Below are 23,164 nucleotides of genomic sequence, written 5' to 3'. Positions count from 1 at the left end.
TCTTATTCATATATAAATTTATAGACAGAATATAAATCATTATTATATTTGACATCTTCACCATGTGAAGATGAAATTATAGACGGTTTAATTTCATCTATAATTCGTCCACTATTAATGTTTTCGGTCATATCAACTGTGAACTTTCGAATTGGTGGATGTAAGGATTCAGCATTAGAAAAGAATAAGTCTCCAGTTAGCAGCACATTGTCACTTTTATGATGGTATATCACATGTCCCGGCGTATGGCCAGGTGTTAAATATACATCTAAAGGTAGCGTTTTAATGATGTTATCACTTAAACCTTCAACTTGATGTTTCACACCTGTTGTTTCCTTTTCTGCCTTGTTTGGGTACGGCTTCTCACCGTTAATAAACGGAATTTCAGCTTCGTGAGCATAAATAGGAATATTCAAATTATTCTTTAAATACTTGGCGCCGTTAATGTGATCTAGATGACCGTGTGTCAATAGAATGCTTTTGGGCGCTCCTAAAAATTTCGCCACATTCAGCTGCGTATGTGCATAGTCTTCCATTCCGGTATCAATGAGATAAACATCCTCACCATCCACTACGTACCATGTATTAATCTTAATCGGAATACCGACGACAGTTTCATAAGTGAGCCTATAAATATGCTCAGAGATTTGAATAAATTCCAATTCATACACCTTCTTCTGATTTATTTGATATCATAAGTGTAAACAGAAAAAATAGGAGTAACAAGAAGGCACAAATTTGTTACTACCGATTGAGGTGAGAAAATGTCAGACTTTAAAAGTGATCAATATGGTCCTTGTACGTTAACTGTAAAGCAAGCCTGTCCAATTGAATTAGCAATGCATATTATGGGCGGTAAATGGAAAGGCATTATTTTATCTTTGTTATCAAAGTCACCTATGTATTATAATGCAATGCGCCGTGAAATACCGGGTATTACTCAGCGCATTCTTACACTCCAGCTTAGGGATATGGAAAAAGACGGATTAATAAAAAGAGAAGAAACCAATGATAACCCTAAAAGAGTCTTATATTATTTAACAGAACTTGGAGAAAGTTTTCTCCCAATACTTAAATCTTTAGAACAATGGGGGAATGCTTATATAAGCAAGCAGGAAGAAGGAATAAAAGAGTCTCAATAATTAAGGAGAATCCCTCACTTTATTCCTTTAATATTTAACATACAATCAAACCTATTGTTCATATTCTACCATAACCAAGTTTTGGCATAGGAATAAGTTCTGACTATAAGCAAGAAAATATATATCAAGTGAATACTATAATAAATGAACATTAGAGGTCTCTATTCAAGTTGCTTAAAAAATCTGCCCCTCAGCGTTGGGAATTTTATTTTTTACCCGTTGTGCATGTTGTAATTTAGTAGAAAGAGAAAGAAACGCTTCTTTATTCTGTGCATCAAGTGCTTCGTTTATTTTGAAGTTCAAATAATTAATCTTTAGGTCCAAATCTGAAATAGAGCAAATACTGCCCTTAGTATGTAATTCGTGAATATCGTCTACATAGATAAAGAACTGAAATTCGTTATTAATATCGATTAAACAATGCCATCCTAAGCAATCGACGTACTTGCGGTTGTTTGTAATTGTCCAAACGTCTCCTTCACGGAAGTTAATCATATGCTGGTGCTGCTGTTCTGGACAGCAGCATCCTACTTCATGACAAAATGGTTCCATTATGACAAAGTGTTTATCCATACCACATTCTCCTCTATTTCCTTCTATTTTTTAAAAATTCCTTTTTATTATAAATACAAATACCACTATAATTGATACTGATAATCATTATCATTTTATATGATATTTATGATCGATGTCAATTGTGTTTTAGGCACTCTCACCTGTTCTTGTACAAAAGAATTATGACTTACAATTAATACATATGAATAGAAAATACTGTGCACCTTTTAAAAGTCTGAAAGTTCCTTATGAAAGTTGGCATGATTACTTTTGGTAACGAACTCTTCAGGATTTAGCCTATATATGACTATAAACTTCCAAATTTAGTTTTCTACAAATGACAACTATAGTTACTTTAGTTAAGAGATAGTGATAGTGATAACGATACAAATACTAAAGTTTCTACTAATTTTTTTAGAATGGCATGATTTTTTTCATTTTCCTTTCGAAAAGACATATGTTAGTTAATAAAAGATATCTTTATTGTTGAAAGAAAAATTGAGCCTATGATTGCGTCCAGGGTTAAATTTGCTGCCTCGTTCTATGCAATAATGTCTATTAGTTTTTGGGGAATTTCCTTTGTCTCTACCAAAGCGGTTTTAGATAAACTAGATCCATACACACTCCTTGTTCTTCGTTTTGGAATTGGGGCACTTTTTTTATTGGTATTATTAGTGCTCAAACGCTATCCATTAAACATTCCACTTAAGTATATTCCTCACTTAATTGTGTTAGGGATCCTTGGAGTGTTTATTCATCAGGTTATTCAGGCAACAGCACTTCTCACAATAAATGCTTCGGCAGCCGGATGGATCATTTCGTTTTCTCCTGTATTTACAGTCATTCTCTCCGTATTTTTTTTGCATGAAAAGATGACGTTATTAAAAGCATCAGGGATTATTGTAGCTATTATTGGCGTTCTGCTGGTGACCACTTCTAGCAATCAGCATTCCCTTCAGCTTCCGGTTAATATCGGTTACCTGTTAATGGTTTTAAGTACATTAAACTGGGCAATCTATTCTGTCCTATTAAAAAAGCTGGATATCCAACTTCCCTCTCTTGTTGTTACGTTTTATATGTGTTTAATAGGATTTACTCTAACAACTCCCTTTCTTGTAAGAAATAAAGGATGGGAGATCATGCCTTTTTTAACGAGCGTGGAGTGGGCTCATTTACTATTTCTCGGTGTATTCGTTTCAGGTGTTGCCTATTGGTACTGGGCAAAGGCTTTAGAGGTTTTAGAGGCGTCACAGGTATCTGTGTTTCTTTATTTAGAACCAGTAGCGACGCTTATAACAGCTGTTTTACTGTTACGAGAAAAGATTATTCCCGTCAGCATATTAGGAGGAGTCATAATTATAGTGGGAGTAATTGTAGCTAATGGAAGACTACTAACTTTTTTAAGGTACTTGCCATGGAGAAACAAAAAATTGTAGCTATGCAGAAAACCTAAAAATTTGTGCTACTGATAAGGAGGTAATGCGTGTATGAGCTTAATTGAACAGGTAAAGCATATTTTAGATAACTTGGACTCCCCTACCAAATTGGAACTAAGAGAGGCTCTTTTGGCTTTAGATATAAACTTTAATGATTTAAAACCACTATTGCAGTCAGCAAAAGACAAGCCATACTATAGAAAGCTTCTCTATCAAAATGATGAAGTAGAATTACTTGTTATGAATTGGTCAGCAATAGAGTGTGCTCCTCACGATCACGGTCATTCGCATGGATGGATTCAAGTAGTAAATGGTACAACTATAAATACGGTTTACGAAGTTAAAGAAAACCAAATGCCAGAAGAACTGTTTTCTCAGCATCAGGGAAAAGGTAAGCTTTTTTTTGCTCCCAAGAAAGGTGTGCACAAGATGAAGAGTGCTGAAGGCGCGGGTCTAGTTACTCTTCATCTCTACTCTCCCCCAATCAAGGAGATGATGGTTTACGATTTCAAAGTATGCGCTGCTTGCATTGTATCCGATGATTGTGGCGCGTGGTGGCCAGATCATCTTCGTCAAAAGGTAAGAGAGATTCAATTAAAGAAGACAGAATGATGTTTGTTAACCCTTGGGATATTTCTCATACAGAAACAAAATAACTGCTTAGTCGAGTTAAAGGACGTGCATCACGAGGTTTTCTTGCTTACAGTTAGCTGTCTTAGCAAGAAAACTCCGCTAAACATCATTAATTCTATGCTAAATAAAAAAGACAGAAAGAGTCTACTTCTTCCTGTCTTTTTAGTCAATTAATCATTAACAACATGAGTTGTTTGCAGATGACTTTTCATTCACTCCAACGCTATCCTCAGTCGTATGAATCTTACTATCAGATTTCGTATAAAAGAATTCCCATTCGTTTCCGTCCGGATCTGTTACCCAAAACTTATCTTGCACAGCATAGCAGCAAGTTGTATCCATTTCTTCACGGGCAAAGAAGCCCTCTTTTTCTAATCGTGATTTGTGGGAATGGATTTCTTCAGGAGTTTCTACTTGGAAGCCGAAATGATTCACTTGATTACCCTTTACTTCGTCTCGTACGTTTAAAGTGAAATTTAATCTTGGCTCATCTACTAAGAATTTAGCGTAATCTACTTTCGTTTTCACAGGTTGAACGCCAAATACTTTTTGATAAAACTCCATGGACGCCTCTAGATTCGTGACATTAATTCCTACGTGAACATATTTCATTTATACTTCCTCCTTCGCATTATAAACAATATTATTTTAAGAGCATGAGCCGCTTTTACTTGTATCTTTTCTAAACAAGCAGCAAAGCTCCTCAGATAACAGGTGATTTACCTCTTTATTATTTAAATCATAATAGCTCCATGTCCCTTTCGTTTCTTTTGTGATAAGGTTTGCTTCTAATAAAATCTTTAAATGATAGGAAAGTTTAGATTGAGACATTCCAAAGCATTCAGTTAGATCACATACGCATGTCTGTCCTGGCTGGCAGAGCTCATACATAATTTCTAATCTCTTTTGATCAGCAAGGGCTTTGAATTTTTGTTCGTACTGTTTAAATGGGTGCTTTCCTTCCTTAACTGTTTCCATTGTCATTCTCCTTCATCAACTTTTTTTGATTTAAAGTTCGAAGTTTTCGGCAGCTTTTTTAAAGTTACGATATGTAGTTTCCCCTCTTAGCATAGGATCTTGATGAAAAAAACGCTGAAAGATTAGGTTTTGTGCTTCCTTATGGTCCATCCCTTGGGTGTTCATAACTAAATGAAAATAGGCTCGAAAGTAAGTAACAGATAAGTTGCCAGAGTTATTGACTCTCACTGCGTTCACCCTCACTTTTATAAATCGATTTTTTTTGATGTATTCATCATATCTGGAAAATTTAGATAAATCAAGGTATTAATCAATTTTTTTTGATTAATCATAGCGTATATTTTTATTGAATATATAATAAAATAGTTATATAATTATATCCGAAAACAAGGAGGTGAGTTAGATTGGATGTACAAACGCAAATAGAAATGGAAAAAGCAGCACAGATACTGAAGCTGCTTGGCGATAAAACAAGGTTATCTATGATGAAACTGCTCCAAAATAACGAATGCTGTGTTTGTGAGCTAGTTGAAATCTATAAGGCAAGTCAACCGGCTATTAGTCAACATTTACGTAAATTGAGAGACATCGAACTTGTAAAGGAAAGACGAAAAGGACATTGGATCTTCTATTCATTAAATAAAGAAAACAGCTATTATCAGTTTGTCCTTAATGTACTTGAATCTTTACCAAGCGAAGATGAACGATTAAAAGAATTAGAAAAGCAAGGATTACGTATTAATTGTTGCTAATAGTAGGAGGTTTGTAAAGTGGTATCAGTTATAGTAGCCTCCCTCATTTTCTTAGTGACATTGATTTTTGTCATTTGGCAGCCAAAGAACTTGTCTATTGGCTGGTCAGCATGTGGAGGCGTAGTACTAGCTCTTTTAGCAGGTGTGGTTGATTTCCATGACGTGCTAAACGTAACTCAAATTGTATGGAATGCAACATTAACGTTTATTGCAGTTATTATTATTTCCTTAATTTTAGATGAAATTGGATTTTTTGAGTGGGCAGCTTTACATATGGCACGAGCTGCGGGAGGCAATGGCGTTCGCATGTTTGTGTATGTATCCCTACTTGGAGCTGTAGTAGCCGCATTATTCGCAAATGATGGAGCAGCCTTAATTCTAACACCTATTGTACTTGCCATGGTACGGGCACTGAAATTTGAAGATAAAATGGTCTTTCCTTTTATTATCGCCAGTGGATTCATTGCAGATACAACGTCGTTGCCTCTTGTAGTAAGTAACTTGGTCAACATTGTATCAGCTGATTTCTTTGGTATTCGCTTTTCTGAATTTGCATCACGTATGATTGTGCCAGATCTGTTCTCACTTTCGGCAAGTATTGTTGTCTTATATTTGTACTTTCGTAAAAGCATCCCTAAGAAATACAACTTAGATGACTTACAGAAACCGGCTGAGGCTATTAAAGATGAAAAAATGTTCCGTTTATCAGGAATCGTTTTATTCATTTTAGTTCTTGGTTACTTTATTGTTGAGTTTTTCGATGTTCCCGTTTCAATTATTGCAGGAATTATTGCCATTTTATTCTTAGGAATAGCGAGAAAGAGTCCTGCTGTTCACACTAAAAAAGTGTTAGCAGGAGCTCCATGGGCAATTGTTTTCTTTTCCATTGGTATGTATGTGGTTGTCTACGGATTACGTAATGTAGGGCTAACTGAAGTATTAGCAAGCCTTATTCAAACAGCGGCTGACCATGGATTGTTTGCAGCAACTATTGGCATGGGATTCATTGCAGCCATTCTTTCATCGATCATGAACAACATGCCAACCGTAATGATTGATGCTTTGGCCATTGATGCAACTTCTGCAACAGGTACAATTAAAGAAGCCTTGATTTATGCAAATGTCATTGGTTCGGACTTAGGACCAAAAATTACACCTATTGGCTCTCTAGCCACTCTCTTATGGCTCCACGTTCTTTCGACAAAAGGAGTTAAGATTTCTTGGGGAACCTATTTTAAAACAGGTATCATCTTAACCATCCCAACATTGTTTATTACGCTTGTTGGTTTATATATTTGGTTATCAATTATTTCTTAACACATTATAAAGGAGATTTTACACATGTCTAAAAAAACACTTTATTTCTTATGTACAGGTAACTCTTGCCGTAGCCAAATGGCTGAAGGATGGGCAAAAAAACATCTAAATAATGATGAATGGGATGTACGCAGTGCAGGATTAGAAGCTCATGGATTAAATCCCAATGCTGTAAAAGCAATGAAAGAAGCTGGTGTTGATATTTCAAATCAAACATCTGATGTCATTGATCCTGAAATTTTAAATAATGCGGATTTGGTCGTTACATTATGTGGCCATGCAGCAGATCACTGCCCAGTAACGCCTCCCCATGTGAAGCGTGAACACTGGGGATTTGATGACCCAGCAAAAGCTGAAGGAACAGAAGAAGAAAAATGGGCGTTTTTCCAGCGTGTACGTGATGAAATCGCTGAACGTATTCAGCGTTTTGCTGAAACAGGTAAATAATTAATCAAGAAGCAGTCTATTTGTATAGACTGCTTTATTTCTTCCTGAAATCTGTTTTATAGTAACTAGGAATATGAGGAATACGTCATTAGTCTAATCAGATTGGTAGATTCATGTACATAAAAATTTAAAAATGGTTCTTATTTAATTTAACTTATATGAAAGCATAAACTTACTTTTTATAAATATAAGATATTCTTTTAGCTAGTTTGTAGAAAAACTTTCACCTTTACAATTAGATGCATTTATTGTATGATTACACAACAGGAACATTTGTTCGATACTAAGGGTTTAGAGATGAATAAAGGAACACCAGAACAAACTAAGACAGTTAAACACAAAATTTTCTCGCACGGAGCAAAAACATTTGAGCCAACTCTTATTCTTTATCGAAATACCTTGGCGTTTATTGTAAACGTAATAACAATCGGAGGTTTCAAATTATGAATGATAAAAAAGCAGCACTAGATATGGCTCTAAAACAAATTGAAAAACAATTCGGTACAGGATCAATTATTAAAATGGGAGAAGGCACACATACAAAAGTTGAGGCATCTAGCTCAGGCTCATTAGCTTTAGATATAGCTCTTGGAATTAATGGTTATCCCAAAGGAAGAATTATGGAAGTTTACGGGCCGGAAAGTTCAGGTAAAACAACCGTTTCCTTACACGCAATTGCAGAAGTACAAAAAAATGGAGGTCGAGCTGCCTTTATTGATGCTGAACACGCACTTGATCCAGTTTATGCAAGAAAACTAGGCGTAGATATTGATGAGTTACTGTTATCTCAACCAGATACTGGTGAACAGGCACTTGAAATTGCTGAAGCATTAGTTAGAAGTGGTGCTGTAGATATTATTGTTGTTGACTCAGTAGCAGCATTAGTTCCGCAAAAAGAAATTGAAGGAGAAATGGGAGATTCTCACGTAGGTTTACAAGCTCGTTTGATGTCTCAAGCTCTTCGTAAACTATCTGGAGCAATCAATAAGTCTAAAACCATTGCCATCTTCATCAACCAAATCAGGGAGAAAGTAGGCGTTATGTTTGGAAATCCAGAAACAACGCCAGGTGGAAGAGCACTAAAATTCTATTCTTCCGTTCGTCTTGAGGTTCGCCGCGCTGAACAACTTAAACTAGGAAATGACATAGTTGGTAATAAAACAAGAATTAAAGTAGTCAAAAATAAAATGGCACCTCCTTTCCGCATTGCTGAAGTAGATATTATGTATGGAGAAGGTATCTCAAAAGAAGGAGAAATCTTAGATATCGGTTCTGAAGTAGACATTGTTCAAAAGTCTGGATCTTGGTTTTCATATAATGAGGAGCGTTTAGGACAAGGACGAGAAAACGCTAAGATTTTCTTAAAAGAAAACCCTGAAATTAGAGAAGAAATTAGAAAAAGAATTATTGATTTCAAATATAGTGATAATGTTAATAACAATAACAATAACGATAACGATAGCGAAAAAGAAAACCAATAAAAGTATAAAACACCTTTGCCACGGCTTGAACTGCCCCCCATTATTAGATAAAAAAACTCTAATGATTGGGGGGTTTTTATGTCAAGACTATTGATTTGCAACTAAGTAAAGAATATCTTATCGAAAACATCCCCATTTAGAGTCAGCGCTTCACTAAAACCTAAGGTCAGGTTTTCAAGTAGGTTTCGCGATATTTCAATGTTTTGTAATGAACGCGGAGCTTTGGATCCATAAAAAGCTATTGTATGAGCGTTTCCATTTTTATGTGCAGCCTTAATACCGAAAATATGATTATTAATAATTCGAAGGTTCTTTCCACTTCCCTCTACTAAAATACCACATGGTGTATTTTGTTCCTTAGAAGTAGAAAAATGACCTATATTCAAACCTTGAATTGTTATGTAGCTCTTATTTTTTAAAACTACAGCAATTTTTACATTTAAAACGGAAAGTGCTAAAGTAATGCTAGAATGTGGAGGTTTGAGAAATGAATAAGGAACTTAAGTTACGTCCTTTGGAAAGAGAAGATTTAAAATTTGTCCATGAACTCAATAATGATGCAAATATTATGTCTTATTGGTTTGAAGAGCCTTATGAAGCTTTTGTAGAGCTACAGGATTTATATGATAAACATATTCACGATCAAGGTGAGCGTCGTTTCATACTTGAAAAGGACGGGGATATGCTTGGATTAGTGGAATTAGTCGAAATTGATTATATTCATCGTAGAGCAGAGTTTCAAATTATCATTGACCCTACGTATCAAGGTCATGGTTACGCCATGGTTGCCACAAATCTAGCAATGAATTATGCCTTCTCGGTATTGAATATGCATAAACTTTACTTAATTGTAGACAAAGAAAATGAAAAAGCAATTCATATCTATAAGAAGGTTGGTTTTTCTATTGAAGGCGAGTTAAAAGATGAATTTTTTGTTGATGGAAGCTATCATAACGCTATAAGAATGTGTATGTTTCAAAAAGAATATTTACAAACAAAAAATAAAAACTAAGGTTGAACTAGTATAAGAGTGCTGGTCACTAAAAAAGTAATAAGTAATAAGTAATAAGTAACAAGAAGCACCTGCTATCAAAATAGTAGGTGCTTTTTAATAGTAGATAAGATATACAATCTTAATTACCATAATTAGAGCTGTCGGCATCCTTAAAAAATAAGGACTTTGAATTATAATTTAAAGCCCCTATTTTTAATAAGAAGATACATAATACCATTTTTTATGTACTTTTTTTATTTGTTTAAAGTCCCCGTTAAAATCGCTTTTTGAAGGCTTATTATCGTTTAGGTTATATACAAATCCCGAAAAGTTGTCTAGCATCCCACGATATGTAAAGAAACGAATTAATTTAGCTTTTCCTTTTGTTTCGACTGCGATGTCGCCTCCCGCCTTTAAACACTTGAGTATACTCTTTAGGTCATTGAATAAGTGACGGACTATCAGATACATTAGGTTTAATAACACCATTTTCTATTTTAGTTGCAACCTCTTCCCTCTTATCTTGATGGATTCTAAAGTTGAGATCTAAGTTGACTTGATTGAAATGTATTTTCTAATTTATTCGATTGAAAAAGTTGAGATAGCTCATTCAACATGATAACGAACTATTATTTAATGGATTTAGTTGCAATATAACAAGGCATATATTTGGTGATTTCCCCCTTATGGTGATGATCTTCATAAAGAGCTTGTAAGGTGAATCCGGCTTTTAGCTGTCCGCCCATTTGAGTTTCTAATGAATGGCTGAACTGTACACCGCCATTTTTTATAAGTTCTTCATCATTTTCCACCGTGTCTTTAGTTCCATCATAAGGTAATTTATTAACCACTTGTAATGCTTTCTCATCTTCTCCAAATAAATAAAGAGCAGGGTTTGCAAAGCCAGATAGCAGAACACCACCTTTTTTAAGAACTCTAAAACATTCTTGCCAAACGTGTTCAACATCTTGAATATAGCAGTTTGATACAGGATTAAAAATCATATCGAACGTCTCATCTTCAAAAGGAAATACCTTGCTCATATCTCCTTTAACTAAATCAATGGAATAGCCTTCTCTAGTGGACACCATTTTTTCTAATTCTAATTGCTTATCAGAATAGTCAAAAACCGTAACTTCCGCATGTTGTGCTGCAAAGACTGGGCACTGCTGTCCTCCTCCGCTAGCAAGTCCCAATATTTTTGCTTCCTTAAATGGAATAAACCAGTTATGCGGAACAGGCTTACAAGGTGTTAAGTAGATATCAAAATTACCTTGAGTTGCATCTACAAAATCTTGATGATTAATAGCTAATGACCATTCTCCTCCAGCTGAAGCCCATTCATCCCACATTTTTGAGTTGATTTTTGCATAATTAGATTTTTGCGCCATAGTTAATCCCCCTTTACCTTTTGAATGTTTTGTTTAATTTTACCATGTTGCTAGAAGAATAATTTAGATGTACTAAATAATTTTTTCTGTTTCAGATAATTAATCTGTACTGGAGAAGTACTTAATAGATATTTTTTAAAATAAAAAACACCCTTTTGAAAAATCACAAGGGTGTTTGTATCTTACATATAAAAGCTTGTATATAAACAAGGTACGAGTTTTATTTTTAATGGCTTGTCTCGAAGCTTTCAGCCATCATTAGGTCATTTTTGTAGGCAGCCATTGCGAGTTCATATCGCACCTTTTGACCCGCATCTACAAAATCAGCTTCCTTCACAAGGCCTGATAATGAATATTGGTGACCTTTAAAACCTACGTTCAGTTCAGTAATTTGATTAAATTGAAAACTTTCTATAGGAATTCCATTCACATCTTTCAGCAAATAGTGGCCATATTTCTCGTTACATATTTGTGCTACCTGCTCCATTACTTTGAAAGCATCGTCCGGGTTTTGTCTATAGTTGAGAATAAGACTTTCATTTACCCGGCGTCTTCCTCGGGTTCCGTTCTGAAGTTCTGTAATGTTGCTATATGAGACGGTATAGAGGTAGCCGTCATACTGGCGAATCTTTAAGTAGCGCATCGTAATTTCTTCTATTTTCCCTTGACGGTTTCCGTTGAGAATAACATAATCTCCGTGGTGGATCTGGCGTTCAAACAAGTAAGTCAGTCCCATTATATAATCACGGATAATATGCTGGAGGATTATTGCCAGGGCACTGGCCAACACTACCGAACTAGTGAGAATCTTTCCGAAGTCAAAGAAATGGCTAAGCACATAAATAAAGAAAAAAGCCAGCCCCAATACTCTTGTGACCTGATTAGAAAAGTGCATGAGCGTCTCTTCTCGTTTTTCATCTAAAAAGCTCGTTTTATCAAAGAAAAGCTTAATGAATTTGCGAATAAAATAAACGATAAGTACGATCAGCAGCCCTACCGTTAAAACCTTTACGGGAAACTGCTGGAAAAATTCAGTAAAAACCAACTTACCCACTCCTTATTTCTAACACTATACCAAAAGAATGTACGTAAAGACAAAAATCTTCTGTTCTTCACAAACCTTAATGATAATAGCACGGTTTTATCAAAAAAAGAAGTGGTATCTATGCTTCTTGAGGGTCGGTATATTGGTAATAACCTCTCAATTAATTGAAATTAAAGGGTTAAGGTGAACTGTAATAGACTAATTTTCTTCGTTTTTTTGTAGACTATTCTTATATATCTTTTGACTTCCGTAGACTTTCCAATAAAGCCATTCCTATATTCTCGTCATCATTTCTGCCTAGTTTATAATTAGCTAAAACGACGGACGCAACTTTCTTTTCCTTATCAATTCCTAAAAAGGAGCTGAAGCACCCTGTTCCACCGCCGTGCAACACTACATTATTGTTTTTCTTTAAAAGCAACCATCCAAGACCCATATCAAACTTCTTTGTTCCATTACCGTGTTTTTTATGACATAAAGACAGATATGGTTTATCTTCGTACATATTTATTTTTGCGTATTTCAGTAAATCGTCAGCGGTTGAGGATACCGCCCCTGAAGGTGATATAAAATTTCCTTTGTCCCAATGCCAGTTACCGCAATCATTATTTTTGCGGTCATAACCCTGTAAATGATTATTTGAGCTGCCTAAACAAGTATCCTTTAGTCCAAGCTCATCGTGAAGAAAGTCATCCATAGTATCCCAATATCCTTTTCCCGATACCATTCCCAACACATACCCAATAAGTGAGATGCCGAAATTGGAATATCTCCATGAATAATCTACTTCTTTCAATTTTTTTCTTTCGATTAGCATCTTCATTTTGTTAAAATCCATATGCAACGGATTATTTTTGTTCAAATCACTTCCGCCAAAAATCAAACCTAAAATTATTTTAAAATATTCCCTTTTATTTAAAGGTAAGCTTCCTGAATATCCAGAAGAGTGAGTAGCGAGACGGAGCAATGTAGGATAATACATGTCTTCTTTAAGTTCTTTTATGTATTTTTGTATAGAGTCGTTTAACGACACCTTGTTTTCAAATATGCATTTTGATAACAGCGATACAGTAAAAGTTTTCGTAATAGAACCAATTTCATAATGATATTTTTTTGACGAGTCAATTTCACCGCTTTCATTATAGACTTTTATAATAGACTGATTGTCCGTTAAGTAGCCAACGGTTAGTTTCAAGTGCTTTTTTCCTTTACAGGTTTTATTAATTAATCGTAATGTTTCATCGCTGATTTCAAACATAATGATTGCTCTCCTTTATCCTTTATTTTTAAAATTTTAAAAAGATTAATCGATATGCTTTAAATTAGATTAGCCTCTCGAGTTTTTTTATATATTCTTTCTCATATTATCAATTGCTTGAACTCTTCGACTTTCAAGCTCTCTTATTACTCTCAACTGTAATTCAGTGTGATCTTCATCCATTTCTACGTTACTTTCTTCTTCAAACCCATCATGTTCTTCCCCATCAAAGCTATAAAGTTTCTTTAAAAGCTTCCACATTATTTCCAATTCTTCGGTTGAAAACTTGTTAAAAAGGTCTTCCAAAAAAAAAATTCCTTTTTCTGAAACAACAAGCAGTGCCTCTTTTCCCGCTTTTGTGATTTTCACGTTAACTGCACGCTTATCTTTACTGCTAGGAATTACGTCCACATAACCTTTCTTTTCCATAATAGTAATTAACTGTTTGACGCTTTGTTTTGTAGTTCCTAATTTTCTAGCAATATTATTCAATGTTGTTTCATCTTTAGGTAAATGAGCAATTGCCACCATCGCCATATGCTGTCTTGAAGTTAAAAGTTCAAGAGATTTATCACCCTTTACCTGGATTTTATTTGCCAGAGAAAATAAAGTAGCGTAAGTTTGCTGCATTAGAAAAAGCTCTTTATAAATATCCATATTCACCCTCCATTTTAGACAGTATATTGTCTAAAATAAGAATAGTATATTTTGGTAATTAAGTCAATGTACTGTCTATTTTAATGTTGACAATTCTAAGGAGGCTATTCTGTTACACTAAAGTAGGCAAAGAAATCATGATCGTTCGTAAGCAAAAGTTGTCCTTTCTTTATCCAATTAGATATACTAAAAAGGCACTCTAATTTAATACTACTCTTAAAAAATGTAAGAAAACCGATATGAAGTAAAGGAGAAAAGACATGAACCAATACACACAACCTTTAAGCCCTATCGCCTTCCATCTTGGTCCACTTGAAGTCCATTGGTATGGAATTATCATAGGAATAGGAGCTTTCTTAGGCTTCTTGTTAGCCTCGAAAGAAGGAAAGAAACGAGGGATTTCTTCAGAAACCATCTCTGATTTACTTCTGATAGCACTACCGATTGCTATCATTACTGCTCGAATTTACTACGTACTTTTTGAATGGAGTTATTATAAAGACCACCCAGGCGAAATTATAGCAATTTGGCATGGAGGCATAGCTATTCACGGTGGAATTATTGGCTCTGTATTAACAGCTATATGGTTTTGCAGAAAAAAGAATCTTTCTTTTTGGAAAATGGCTGATGTTTTAGCTCCTAGCTTATTATTAGGCCAAGCTATTGGCCGGTGGGGAAACTTCATGAATCAAGAAGCACATGGCGGACCTGTTACACGTCAGTTTTTAGAAACTTTGCATTTACCTGATTTTATTATTAACCAAATGTATATCCATGGAACCTACTATCATCCTACGTTTCTCTATGAATCAATTTGGAACATAATAGGTGTTCTTGTCCTAATCGTATTAAGAAAATCCTTGTTAAAAAGAGGCGAAGTCTTTCTTACTTACCTACTATGGTATTCCATAGGAAGATTTTTTGTAGAGGGATTGCGTACAGATAGCTTAATGCTAACTTCTCATATTAGAATAGCTCAGCTAGTTTCTTTCCTTTGCGTATTAGGCAGTTTGATCCTGCTATGGTATAGACGTAAAAAAGACTTAGCAACTAGCAAGGCTGTCTCTCTCTCATAAGCACATATATTTTTGTATGGATTATTTTTTAAAGAATTAAAGGATAAAAACGTACAAAAGGAGCAAGTTGATTTTCAGTAACTCTGAAGATCAACTTGCTCTTTTTTTGTTTAATTTATTAATATTTTTAATCATAATCATGATTTATATATATTTTACTAATGATAAAGTGTCTTTTATAGTTAAATCATACACTTCTTGTGTGAAGCCGCGCTTGATAAGAATTCATATTGGAGATGAAATGTATGATAAATATAAATAAAGCCCAAAAGTGGACTCTATTCTTACGAACAAATGCCCGGACGTCATCTAATATTTCTTTATGGGCTGGAGGAATTGCTTTTACTTTTCTTTTTGCTTTACTTGCTTATGCTTAGCGAAAGTCCCGGGGTTTAATCAGATCGGTCCACTAGCCTGTTCAATTATAATGGCAGTAATCTATCGTCAAATTTGGGGATACCCCGAAAAAATAAGATCTGGAATTCAATTTTCTTCTAAAAAGCTGTTGCGTTATGCAATTATTTTATATGGATTAAAGCTAAATATTGATGTTGTTATTCATCACGGACTAGGATTGTTATTTCGCGATGTGGGAACAGCTGTATTTGCGGTTGTTTTAACAATTTTTCTAGCCAAATGGATGAAGGCTGATCGTGGTCTATCCCTTCTTTTAGGGATAGGAACAGGAATGTGCGGTGCGGCAGCTATCGCAGCTGTTTCTCCCATTATAAAAGCAAAAGAAGAAGATACAGCTATCGGAGCTGGTGTTATCGCTTTAGTGGGAACTCTATTTGCAGTTGGATATACAATTTTAAGACCTTATATACATTTCACAAATATGCAATATGGAATTTGGTCAGGCGTAGGTCTCCATGAAATTGCCCATGTAGCTCTAGCTGCAGCACCGGCTGGACGCGACGCCCTAGCTATTGGACTGTTGGCTAAGTTAGGTAGAGTGCTTTTACTTGTACCATTAAGCTTTATCTTAATGTATTGGATGAAGCGAACAGGAAAAATTGAATCTGGTACGAAGATTGAATTCCCTTGGTTTTTAATAGGGTTTATAACTATGAGTGTCTTTGGGAGTTATGTCGTAGGCAAGCACCTTATCATACCCAAAACGATCATGGCTGATATTTCAACTCTAACCACGTTTCTTTTAACAATGGCTATGGTCGGCTTAGGGTTAAATGTAAGTATGAAGGCTCTTCGAACAAAAGCATTAAAGTCGTTGATTGCGATGTTTATTACTTCTATACTCTTATCATTTCTTACGTTTTGGACGATGTAAAGACAAGTAAATTAAAATGATTAAGTAACAACTAATACTTCCTATACAACTGTTAATGTGAAAAAGTTTCTTATTTTTCATGTTTTAAATCTCTTCTCAAATTTATGGATTAATTATAGAGCAATCTAAACCTATAACGTAGATACTAATGGCAGTTCCCTCCCTAATAAACAGTTTCACTTAAAAAACAACCTTTATTGCAGGAAGTAGTGATGTAAGATGCGCTGTGTTTGTATATACTAGGGGTTGTACTGCTGAACTTGATGTTGTTTTAAGAGCATCAAGCGGATGAAAAGCCAAAGCATCTCCTACCCATGGAATACAGTAAAGCAGAGACACATTTGGAAAATACATTGACGCCTCTGAATCAGTCATGGTATAAACACAATAGGAGAGTTTAGTGCTTAAAAGCATAAAAGCAATAAAGTTTAGAATAATACATAAATAGACTACATAGGAGGAAATAAATACCATGGAACATAATAGCAAAATTATAGACTGTACCATTCGTGACGGAGGTTTAATTAATAATTGGGATTTTAGCGTTGAATTTGTGCAAGACTTATATAACGGCCTAAGCGCAGCCGGCGTTGAATATATGGAGATTGGTTATAAAAATTCACCTAAGCTTCTTCAAGCAACTGAGCCCAATCCATGGAGATTTCTTGACGATAACTTTCTCAAAGAAATTATCCCTGAGAAAAAATTCACGAAGCTATCTGCCTTAGTAGATATTGGGCGTGTAGATCCAGATGACATCCTGCCGCGTGAACAAAGTATGTTAGATATGATTCGAGTGGCATGCTATATTCGCGAAGTAGATAAAGGCTTAGAGCTTATAAAAATGTTTCACGATTTAGGCTATGAGACTTCACTTAACATTATGGCACTATCTAGCGTACCGGAAAATCAGCTTATTGAAGCATTTGAAATGGTAAAGAAAAGCCCCGTAGATGTTGTATATATTGTTGACTCCTTTGGGAGCCTAGACCCTGCGGATATTGAGCATCAAGTGAAAAAATTCCAAGCCATGATTCCTAGCAAACAGCTTGGGATCCATACACATAACAACATGCAGCTAGCTTTTGCTAATACATTAACTGCGATGCGTAATGGAGTTACATTCCTTGATTCATCTGTTTATGGTATGGGCCGTGCAGCTGGTAACTGTAACACAGAGCTGCTTGTTAGCTACATACCAAAACCAAGCTATGAGATGAAGCCGATTCTTGGCGTAATTGAAAAGCATATGCTTGAAATGCGTCAAAAGTGGGAATGGGGCTATATCATTCCTTACATGATTTCTGGTGTACTGAATGAACATCCACGTGTTGCTATGGCTTACCGTGATAGCGAGGATCGTGACAAATTCGTAGATTTTTATGACAAAGTAACGTCTCCAGAAGTTACTACGTCTCCAGCATCAAAATAAGTTAAAATGCTAAAAGTACCTCTGTTAATCGGGGTACTTTTTTGTTTTCGTACAAAAGCCCATGATTGTATAGCATATACTTAAACTTTGATACCCTCGATCCCGACAATTAGCTAAATGTAAGCAGTCGTGCTCTTCTTAAACTATTATTTATGTATATAAACCGGCGTTCCAATGGGAACTGCAGAGGAAAGTTCTAGAATATCTTCATTGTCCATTCTGACACATCCATGTGACATATCTCTGCCAATAGAAGCTGGATCATTAGTCCCGTGTATTCCATATGTAGGTTTTGACAGTCCCATCCATAAGGGGCCAAATACAGCTGGAGGAGTAGTATCTTTATTAATAATTTTAAATTTTCCAGTTGGAGTTGGAGTGATCATTTTCCCTACAGCAATAGGATATGTCTTTACTAATTTAGCTCCATCATATAGTTTTAATTGATGCTGCTTTATTGAGACATCTATCTTTTTTGCCATGGCAGTACCTCCAACTTCTTATAAGTTACTATACATGAAATTTTCTAGATTAATCCATAATAACTAATACTATTTATACCGTTCTAATAGTAAAAAATTTCTTTAAAAGCCAAGGCCCTGGAGTAAATCCAAGCGTTAATTGCCAAGCTCCTATTGCTTGCAAGCCGAATTGATGAACTAACACCATTTTTTCACTCATGCTTCTGACATCTTCAAACCATACTTCATGCATCTGCCCCGCTTGATCTTTGTACCGAAAAAACGGAGATTTGTACTCTTTTGAATATTGAATGGGAGACTGATATCTCATCGCTGTTTTGATTGCATTTTGATTGGATATAGCAGATGCTACTGTGCCAGACTTGTAAGGAATTGACCAGTTATATCCATACAAAGGGACTCCAATGATAAGTTTTCTTCGCGGAACGCTTTTTATTGCAAATTCTATTGTTCTTTTTACTTCAGTAATAGGTGCAACAGGCCCTGGTTCGCTGCCTGCATGATGCCAATCATATGCCATAATGAACATATAGTTAACAACGGCACCTATTCCCCCGTAATCATACCCTTTTAACCAAGGAATATCTTCGCTTGTCTTCGCTGGAACCGCTATGGTCAACACGTACCCTGCAGGTTTTAAACGTTCACCCAGCTGACGTAAAAATCCTGTAAAAAGATCTCTATCCTCGGCCTTTACACGCTCGAAATCAATATTCACCCCGCCGTATCCTTTTCTAGATACTAAATAAAAAATATTATTAACAAGATTGTTTCTGGCCTGAGGATTATTTAAAACTTGATGGGCAAGATCAGAACTAAATCCTTCAGAGGTTAGATTAGTAATCGTAACTAACGGTGTAACTCGGTTTTTCCAAGTCGTTTCAATCGCTACTAAATCGTTTAAATCGTTCATAATATCTCCATTGCTGCCAAAATGATATTCAAAGATAGAAATGGACGAGGAATAAGTTGCAAAATCAGTAATTAAATCGCGATCTAATTCTGGATTTCGAACCGCATAATACTCCAGTGTACCTGCAATATAGTCGGATATATTAGGGATTTTCATTTTCATTCCCACCTGCAAATAATTATAATGGACTGAAGGATTAGCTCTTTTTAATTGTTCTAAGGATACATAAGCTTTTTTAGCAATACTCCTCATCGTATCACCAGGTTGAACTGTGTATACATAAGAAGCTATAAGTAAGGCTTGACCTGGAACAATATTTGTTTCTTCTAACCCATTTACCCTCCTAAGCTGCGCAATGGGATAATCATATCTACTGCTTATTGAAGACAGGGTATCACCCCGTTGAACTATATGAACAAACATGTTTTCTCCTCCCATGTACTCTTTATTGAATTATGTTTTATTTCGTGACAAGTTTAAAGAAGCCATTCAATAAATGTATATGAGTATTGTTTGTATATATAACTGAGTTAAGTGAGGGGGAGTCTCTTTACACACTCCCTCCTCTATTGCGCCCCTCATACGGGTAGAAATGTTCCAAAGATTACATCAAAATCTATATATCATAAATGTATGCTTTTAGCATGCTTGAAAAAGGATGATTATTTGTCGGGTAGGATTAAGTTAAGAAATAAAACTATTTTAAACAATATAAACAACGCGGCGATTAATATTAGTCTTAATGAATAATTAAAATCGAAAAACCTTCTCCTCTGTTAGGTAGAAGGTCATTCGTGTAATTGAAATGTCAATGTAGTCTCTGTAAAAAAGAATTCAATTCTTTAAACGGAAGTAGAAGAATACAAGTAAATTTGAGTGACATGATTTATTTCAGAACCGGGCTTCCATACCACAGATAAATTAAAGTCCTTGACCTACTTTAACTTTATTTTCACCTGTACTCCTATAAGCCCATATGATAACCGGAATTAATATCAAAGATAGAATTCCTCCACTTAATGATAAAACGGCATAACTTGATTGAGCCACAACCATTCCGGATAAAGCTCCTCCGGAAGCTCCCGCTAAAGCAATTAAAACGTCTATAGTACCTTGTGTTTTCGCACGTGTTAATGGTTCTGTAGCATCCACTATTTGAGCTGTCCCGCTAATTAAACCTAAGTTCCATCCTAATCCAAGTAATGATAGAGCAACCACTAGAAGAACCATTGAATCACTCGGTGCCATAGCTGCTACCAGCCCAGCTAAAAGAAGGATAACTCCTGAAGCAATTGTCATTGCCGTTCGTCCAATTTTATCAATTAAGACCCCTGTAAATAATGAAGGAAGATACATAGAACCAATATGAAAGCCAATTACAACTCCTACTTCAGTTAGCCCGTGGCCATGATGTTTCATGTGCACAGGTGTCATCGTCATTATAGCGACCATTACAATTTGAGTAAGGACCATAACTGTGGCGCCAACAGCCACTCCTTTTTTGTTCGTTGATTGCTTAGCATTCGTTGAATTTTTTTGAGCGTTACGTTCTTGTTTATTCGCTTCTATTGTTCTTGCAATCAGTAACGGATCCGGACGCAGCATACCATAAAATACAAGACCAGCTACTATATATGCAACTGCTGCTAAAATGAAAGGCCCTGCAAGTGCTGGGACACCAATAGAAAGAGCAAAATTCCCCATCACATCAACTAAATTCGGACCTGCAACGGCTCCAAATGTAGTGAAAACCATGGCCACACTAACAGCGGTCCCTCGTTGTTTTGCTTTGGCTAAATCTGTTCCTGCATAACGCGCTTGTAGATTAGTAGCTGTTCCTGACCCATAAACGAGGAGCGAAAGAAAAAGAAGAAAAACACTATTAAGAATGGCAGAAAAAATAACACCAATTGCTCCAACTCCCCCTAGAATAAAACCCGTCGTAAGTCCTGCACGACGCCCTTTTTTTTGAGAAAGCTTTCCTACTAACCAAGCAGCTCCTGCAGATCCTAAAGTAAATAGAGCCGTCGGTACTCCTGCATAGGCATCTGTACCAAGCATTTCTTGTGCAATAAGTGCACCGACAGTAACTCCTGCTGCCAATCCTGCACCGCCAAAGATTTGAGAAACACTTACAACAAATAAGGTTCGTTTATATAAAGCTTTTTGTTTCTCTGGTGAATTAACATATTCTTGTAAACAAGTTGATTGGGTGTCTGAAGCTTTTACATGATCCTCGTTTACCATCATAACCTTCCTTTCAGAAAACTCATTCTATTTTTAAAAATATTATTACTAGATTTGGATTATCATAACACGCATAAAAAAACCATACAATATTATAATTGTATGGCAAACAATATTATAAATGGTCGTTAAGTAAACGTTTAAGGATAATCAATCCTTGCTCAAGCTCTCCAATTGTTTTCGGTGCACAGACAGCGATCCTTACAGCTCTGTCTGGACAACTGTTTCCCACTACAAAGCGTTCTGCTGCATACACTTGTACGCCCTGCTGCTCAGCTAATGTTTCAAATTCAGCGCCTGTAATCTTTTCTGGTAATAGTAACCAACGAAATATACCAGTTTCCATACCTAAACACGTGTAATTTTCTAAATGTTGATTTGCAATTCGATTTCTGAGAATAGCTTGTTGACGATGATTCTCTACTAAGGGTTCAAATTGATTTGACACAATAATACGTGCTGTTAGCTCTGCTAATAATGGTGAAACTGATATATTTAAATTATAAAGTGCTTTTGAAATAGGCTCTTTAAATCGACTAGGCGCTGCTACATATGCTAGTCGTAACCCTGGTGCTATTGATTTTGATAAACTCGCAATATAGATGACTTGTTCTGGTGCATATGATGCCACTGCTGGCATTGGTTGCTCATGATGGAGATGATACGTTGCATCTTCAATAATAAATTGGTTATATTTTTTTGCAATGACGGCAAGCCTTTCTCGGTTTTCAACAGACATACAGCAAGCAGTGGGATTATGGTAGTCTGGTATCAAGTAAATGCCTTTAATATTATCATTTTTACATGCATATTCAAAAGCAGTTGGACTCATTTCATAATTCTTTGATTTTATCGGTACTAATTGTACACTAAGCATAGCTGCAACCGTTTTTAAACCTGGATAAGTGTGATGATCAACCCCGATGCGATCTCCAGGCTGACAAAGACTCGCTAGTGTTGCAGCAATTGCATTTTGTCCTCCATTTGCAAATAAAATGTGATCAACTGTTGTTTTGAATCCGCCTCTTCTCATCAGCTTTACAGCTGCATCTTTTTGCCAAAGACTTTCACCTGGCCTCCCATAACTAAACCACTTTTCGTAATCAGTCTCTTGTAGCATATCTTTTAGTTGAAGGAGAAGCGGCTCGTATGAATCATTGTCTGGCAGTGTCGCTCCCATTTCAATTAAGTGGCTAGGCTTTATATCTTCGAGTAAATACGCATTCGATAACGCATCATACGATACGAATGTACCACTTCCAACAGTAGCACTTAATAAACCCTTTAGCTCACACACTTTAAATGCTTTTGAAATCGTACTCAAATTTAAATCTAAATAATCGGCTAGCTCTCTCTGTGGAGGAAGTTTTGTTCCTGGTAATAAAACTCCCTTGATAATATCCTCTTCCAATTGGCCTGCAATAGCTTGGTAAATAGGCTTTCTTGTTTTATCAACAGATGGTTTCCAGCTCATCGGATAATTTTCAAACGAATTAATTGGCATAGTATCCATCCTTTTTTCACACAATTATATACTTGTACTGTTTATATCACAATTATCATTATTAATAATTTTCGAGAATCTATGGTTTTTGAGACTTGATTATGATCAATTATTTTAACGATTAAATCCAATT

General features: G+C 35.6%; 22 protein-coding genes and 1 pseudogene. 11 read left to right on the top strand and 12 right to left on the bottom strand.

Going from position 1 to position 23,164, the window contains the following annotated elements; translation table 11 throughout:
• Positions 1–2: 2 nt before the first annotated feature.
• Positions 3–662, bottom strand: coding sequence for an MBL fold metallo-hydrolase (locus tag LJC66_RS09150; protein ID WP_195694777.1), 660 nt, complete (start codon positions 660–662; stop codon positions 3–5).
• Between the two features lie 102 nt (positions 663–764).
• On the opposite strand from LJC66_RS09150, the gene LJC66_RS09145 reads away from it, so the two are divergent.
• Positions 765–1,142 (top strand): winged helix-turn-helix transcriptional regulator, encoded by a 378-nt coding sequence (locus LJC66_RS09145; RefSeq protein WP_195694778.1) that lies wholly within the window; start codon positions 765–767, stop codon positions 1,140–1,142.
• Positions 1,143–1,316: 174 nt separating this feature from the next.
• On the opposite strand, the gene LJC66_RS09140 is transcribed toward LJC66_RS09145, so the two are convergent.
• A complete protein-coding gene (locus LJC66_RS09140; RefSeq protein WP_195694779.1) occupies positions 1,317–1,715 on the bottom strand; it encodes an IDEAL domain-containing protein in 399 nt (132 codons plus the stop codon).
• Between the two features lie 488 nt (positions 1,716–2,203).
• On the opposite strand from LJC66_RS09140, the gene LJC66_RS09135 reads away from it, so the two are divergent.
• Positions 2,204–3,133: a DMT family transporter gene (locus tag LJC66_RS09135; RefSeq protein ID WP_230932376.1), complete on the top strand. Its 930-nt coding sequence runs from the start codon at positions 2,204–2,206 to the stop codon at positions 3,131–3,133.
• Positions 3,134–3,184: 51 nt separating this feature from the next.
• A complete protein-coding gene (locus tag LJC66_RS09130; RefSeq protein WP_195694781.1) occupies positions 3,185–3,745 on the top strand; it encodes a cysteine dioxygenase in 561 nt (186 codons plus the stop codon).
• A 198-nt stretch (positions 3,746–3,943) separates the two neighbouring features.
• Here LJC66_RS09130 and LJC66_RS09125 read toward each other — a convergent pair whose 3' ends face one another.
• Both LJC66_RS09125 and LJC66_RS09120 read right to left on the bottom strand, forming a co-directional pair.
• Positions 3,944–4,378: an ArsI/CadI family heavy metal resistance metalloenzyme gene (locus tag LJC66_RS09125; RefSeq protein WP_195694782.1), complete on the bottom strand. Its 435-nt coding sequence runs from the start codon at positions 4,376–4,378 to the stop codon at positions 3,944–3,946.
• A gap of 36 nt (positions 4,379–4,414) precedes the next feature.
• Positions 4,415–4,744, bottom strand: coding sequence for an ArsR/SmtB family transcription factor (locus tag LJC66_RS09120; protein ID WP_230932375.1), 330 nt, complete (start codon positions 4,742–4,744; stop codon positions 4,415–4,417).
• A 404-nt stretch (positions 4,745–5,148) separates the two neighbouring features.
• Between LJC66_RS09120 and LJC66_RS09115 the strand changes: the two genes are divergently transcribed.
• The 5 genes from LJC66_RS09115 to speG all read left to right on the top strand — a co-directional run bounded on the left by LJC66_RS09115 (position 5,149) and on the right by speG (position 9,753).
• Positions 5,149–5,496 (top strand): ArsR/SmtB family transcription factor, encoded by a 348-nt coding sequence (locus LJC66_RS09115; protein ID WP_153254006.1) that lies wholly within the window; start codon positions 5,149–5,151, stop codon positions 5,494–5,496.
• Positions 5,497–5,514: 18 nt separating this feature from the next.
• Positions 5,515–6,813 carry an arsenic transporter gene (locus LJC66_RS09110; RefSeq protein ID WP_230932374.1) on the top strand — a complete coding sequence of 433 codons (1,299 nt, stop codon included), beginning with the start codon at positions 5,515–5,517 and terminating at the stop codon, positions 6,811–6,813.
• A gap of 24 nt (positions 6,814–6,837) precedes the next feature.
• Complete coding sequence (arsC, locus tag LJC66_RS09105; protein WP_230932373.1) at positions 6,838–7,260, top strand: arsenate reductase (thioredoxin); 423 nt, start codon at positions 6,838–6,840, stop codon at positions 7,258–7,260.
• 443 nt (positions 7,261–7,703) lie between these two features.
• Complete coding sequence (gene recA, locus LJC66_RS09100) at positions 7,704–8,741, top strand: recombinase RecA (protein WP_230932372.1); 1,038 nt, start codon at positions 7,704–7,706, stop codon at positions 8,739–8,741.
• A 487-nt stretch (positions 8,742–9,228) separates the two neighbouring features.
• Positions 9,229–9,753 carry a spermidine N1-acetyltransferase gene (gene speG, locus LJC66_RS09095; protein ID WP_013056444.1) on the top strand — a complete coding sequence of 175 codons (525 nt, stop codon included), beginning with the start codon at positions 9,229–9,231 and terminating at the stop codon, positions 9,751–9,753.
• A gap of 611 nt (positions 9,754–10,364) precedes the next feature.
• Here the strand turns inward: speG and LJC66_RS09090 are convergent.
• From LJC66_RS09090 to LJC66_RS09075, 4 genes are all read right to left on the bottom strand, one after another.
• The gene (locus LJC66_RS09090; protein ID WP_230932371.1) at positions 10,365–11,126 is read right to left on the bottom strand and encodes a class I SAM-dependent methyltransferase; all 762 of its coding nucleotides are present in this window, start codon (positions 11,124–11,126) and stop codon (positions 10,365–10,367) included.
• Positions 11,127–11,352: 226 nt separating this feature from the next.
• A complete protein-coding gene (locus tag LJC66_RS09085; protein WP_230932370.1) occupies positions 11,353–12,180 on the bottom strand; it encodes a mechanosensitive ion channel family protein in 828 nt (275 codons plus the stop codon).
• A gap of 220 nt (positions 12,181–12,400) precedes the next feature.
• On the bottom strand, positions 12,401–13,429 hold the full coding sequence (locus LJC66_RS09080) for a serine hydrolase domain-containing protein (RefSeq protein WP_230932369.1): 1,029 nt from the start codon (positions 13,427–13,429) through the stop codon (positions 12,401–12,403).
• An 87-nt stretch (positions 13,430–13,516) separates the two neighbouring features.
• Positions 13,517–14,086: a MarR family winged helix-turn-helix transcriptional regulator gene (locus LJC66_RS09075; RefSeq protein WP_230932368.1), complete on the bottom strand. Its 570-nt coding sequence runs from the start codon at positions 14,084–14,086 to the stop codon at positions 13,517–13,519.
• A 260-nt stretch (positions 14,087–14,346) separates the two neighbouring features.
• On the opposite strand from LJC66_RS09075, the gene lgt reads away from it, so the two are divergent.
• The 3 genes and pseudogenes from lgt (at position 14,347) to LJC66_RS09060 (ending at position 17,885) form a co-directional block, all read left to right on the top strand.
• Positions 14,347–15,162 (top strand): prolipoprotein diacylglyceryl transferase, encoded by an 816-nt coding sequence (gene lgt, locus LJC66_RS09070; RefSeq protein ID WP_230932367.1) that lies wholly within the window; start codon positions 14,347–14,349, stop codon positions 15,160–15,162.
• A gap of 245 nt (positions 15,163–15,407) precedes the next feature.
• A pseudogene (locus LJC66_RS09065) lies at positions 15,408–16,453 on the top strand (YeiH family protein).
• 472 nt (positions 16,454–16,925) lie between these two features.
• Positions 16,926–17,885 carry an aldolase catalytic domain-containing protein gene (locus LJC66_RS09060; RefSeq protein ID WP_195694793.1) on the top strand — a complete coding sequence of 320 codons (960 nt, stop codon included), beginning with the start codon at positions 16,926–16,928 and terminating at the stop codon, positions 17,883–17,885.
• Positions 17,886–18,031: 146 nt separating this feature from the next.
• Here LJC66_RS09060 and LJC66_RS09055 read toward each other — a convergent pair whose 3' ends face one another.
• From LJC66_RS09055 to LJC66_RS09040, 4 genes are all read right to left on the bottom strand, one after another.
• Positions 18,032–18,367, bottom strand: a complete 336-nt coding sequence (locus LJC66_RS09055) for a L,D-transpeptidase (RefSeq protein WP_230932366.1) — start codon at positions 18,365–18,367, stop codon at positions 18,032–18,034.
• A gap of 73 nt (positions 18,368–18,440) precedes the next feature.
• Positions 18,441–19,703 carry a glycoside hydrolase family 18 protein gene (locus tag LJC66_RS09050; RefSeq protein WP_230932365.1) on the bottom strand — a complete coding sequence of 421 codons (1,263 nt, stop codon included), beginning with the start codon at positions 19,701–19,703 and terminating at the stop codon, positions 18,441–18,443.
• A gap of 498 nt (positions 19,704–20,201) precedes the next feature.
• A complete protein-coding gene (locus LJC66_RS09045) occupies positions 20,202–21,530 on the bottom strand; it encodes an MFS transporter (RefSeq protein ID WP_230932364.1) in 1,329 nt (442 codons plus the stop codon).
• A gap of 112 nt (positions 21,531–21,642) precedes the next feature.
• Positions 21,643–23,031 (bottom strand): aminotransferase-like domain-containing protein, encoded by a 1,389-nt coding sequence (locus LJC66_RS09040; RefSeq protein WP_230932363.1) that lies wholly within the window; start codon positions 23,029–23,031, stop codon positions 21,643–21,645.
• Positions 23,032–23,164 lie beyond the last annotated feature (133 nt).

This window comes from Priestia sp. TSO9, assembly GCF_021029645.1.
In the GTDB taxonomy this organism is placed as follows: Bacteria; Bacillota; Bacilli; order Bacillales; family Bacillaceae_H; genus Priestia; species Priestia megaterium_E.
Note: the sequence above shows the minus strand (reverse complement) of the source record. Positions and strands in the feature narration are given on the sequence as shown.

Excerpts from the sequence above, each read along its gene's own strand:
- LJC66_RS09050 (WP_230932365.1), bottom strand. The coding sequence starts at position 19,703 with ATGTTTGTTCATATAGTTCAACGGGGTGATACCCTGTCTTCAATAAGC.
- LJC66_RS09060 (WP_195694793.1), top strand. The coding sequence starts at position 16,926 with ATGGAACATAATAGCAAAATTATAGACTGTACCATTCGTGACGGAGGT.
- LJC66_RS09135 (WP_230932376.1), top strand. The coding sequence starts at position 2,204 with ATGATTGCGTCCAGGGTTAAATTTGCTGCCTCGTTCTATGCAATAATG.
- arsC (WP_230932373.1), top strand. The coding sequence starts at position 6,838 with ATGTCTAAAAAAACACTTTATTTCTTATGTACAGGTAACTCTTGCCGT.
- LJC66_RS09145 (WP_195694778.1), top strand. The coding sequence starts at position 765 with ATGTCAGACTTTAAAAGTGATCAATATGGTCCTTGTACGTTAACTGTA.
- recA (WP_230932372.1), top strand. The coding sequence starts at position 7,704 with ATGAATGATAAAAAAGCAGCACTAGATATGGCTCTAAAACAAATTGAA.
- LJC66_RS09125 (WP_195694782.1), bottom strand. The coding sequence starts at position 4,378 with ATGAAATATGTTCACGTAGGAATTAATGTCACGAATCTAGAGGCGTCC.
- LJC66_RS09140 (WP_195694779.1), bottom strand. The coding sequence starts at position 1,715 with ATGGATAAACACTTTGTCATAATGGAACCATTTTGTCATGAAGTAGGA.
- speG (WP_013056444.1), top strand. The coding sequence starts at position 9,229 with ATGAATAAGGAACTTAAGTTACGTCCTTTGGAAAGAGAAGATTTAAAA.
- LJC66_RS09090 (WP_230932371.1), bottom strand. The coding sequence starts at position 11,126 with ATGGCGCAAAAATCTAATTATGCAAAAATCAACTCAAAAATGTGGGAT.
- LJC66_RS09045 (WP_230932364.1), bottom strand. The coding sequence starts at position 21,530 with ATGATGGTAAACGAGGATCATGTAAAAGCTTCAGACACCCAATCAACT.
- LJC66_RS09055 (WP_230932366.1), bottom strand. The coding sequence starts at position 18,367 with ATGGCAAAAAAGATAGATGTCTCAATAAAGCAGCATCAATTAAAACTA.
- LJC66_RS09120 (WP_230932375.1), bottom strand. The coding sequence starts at position 4,744 with ATGGAAACAGTTAAGGAAGGAAAGCACCCATTTAAACAGTACGAACAA.
- lgt (WP_230932367.1), top strand. The coding sequence starts at position 14,347 with ATGAACCAATACACACAACCTTTAAGCCCTATCGCCTTCCATCTTGGT.
- LJC66_RS09130 (WP_195694781.1), top strand. The coding sequence starts at position 3,185 with ATGAGCTTAATTGAACAGGTAAAGCATATTTTAGATAACTTGGACTCC.
- LJC66_RS09040 (WP_230932363.1), bottom strand. The coding sequence starts at position 23,031 with ATGCCAATTAATTCGTTTGAAAATTATCCGATGAGCTGGAAACCATCT.
- LJC66_RS09080 (WP_230932369.1), bottom strand. The coding sequence starts at position 13,429 with ATGTTTGAAATCAGCGATGAAACATTACGATTAATTAATAAAACCTGT.
- LJC66_RS09075 (WP_230932368.1), bottom strand. The coding sequence starts at position 14,086 with ATGGATATTTATAAAGAGCTTTTTCTAATGCAGCAAACTTACGCTACT.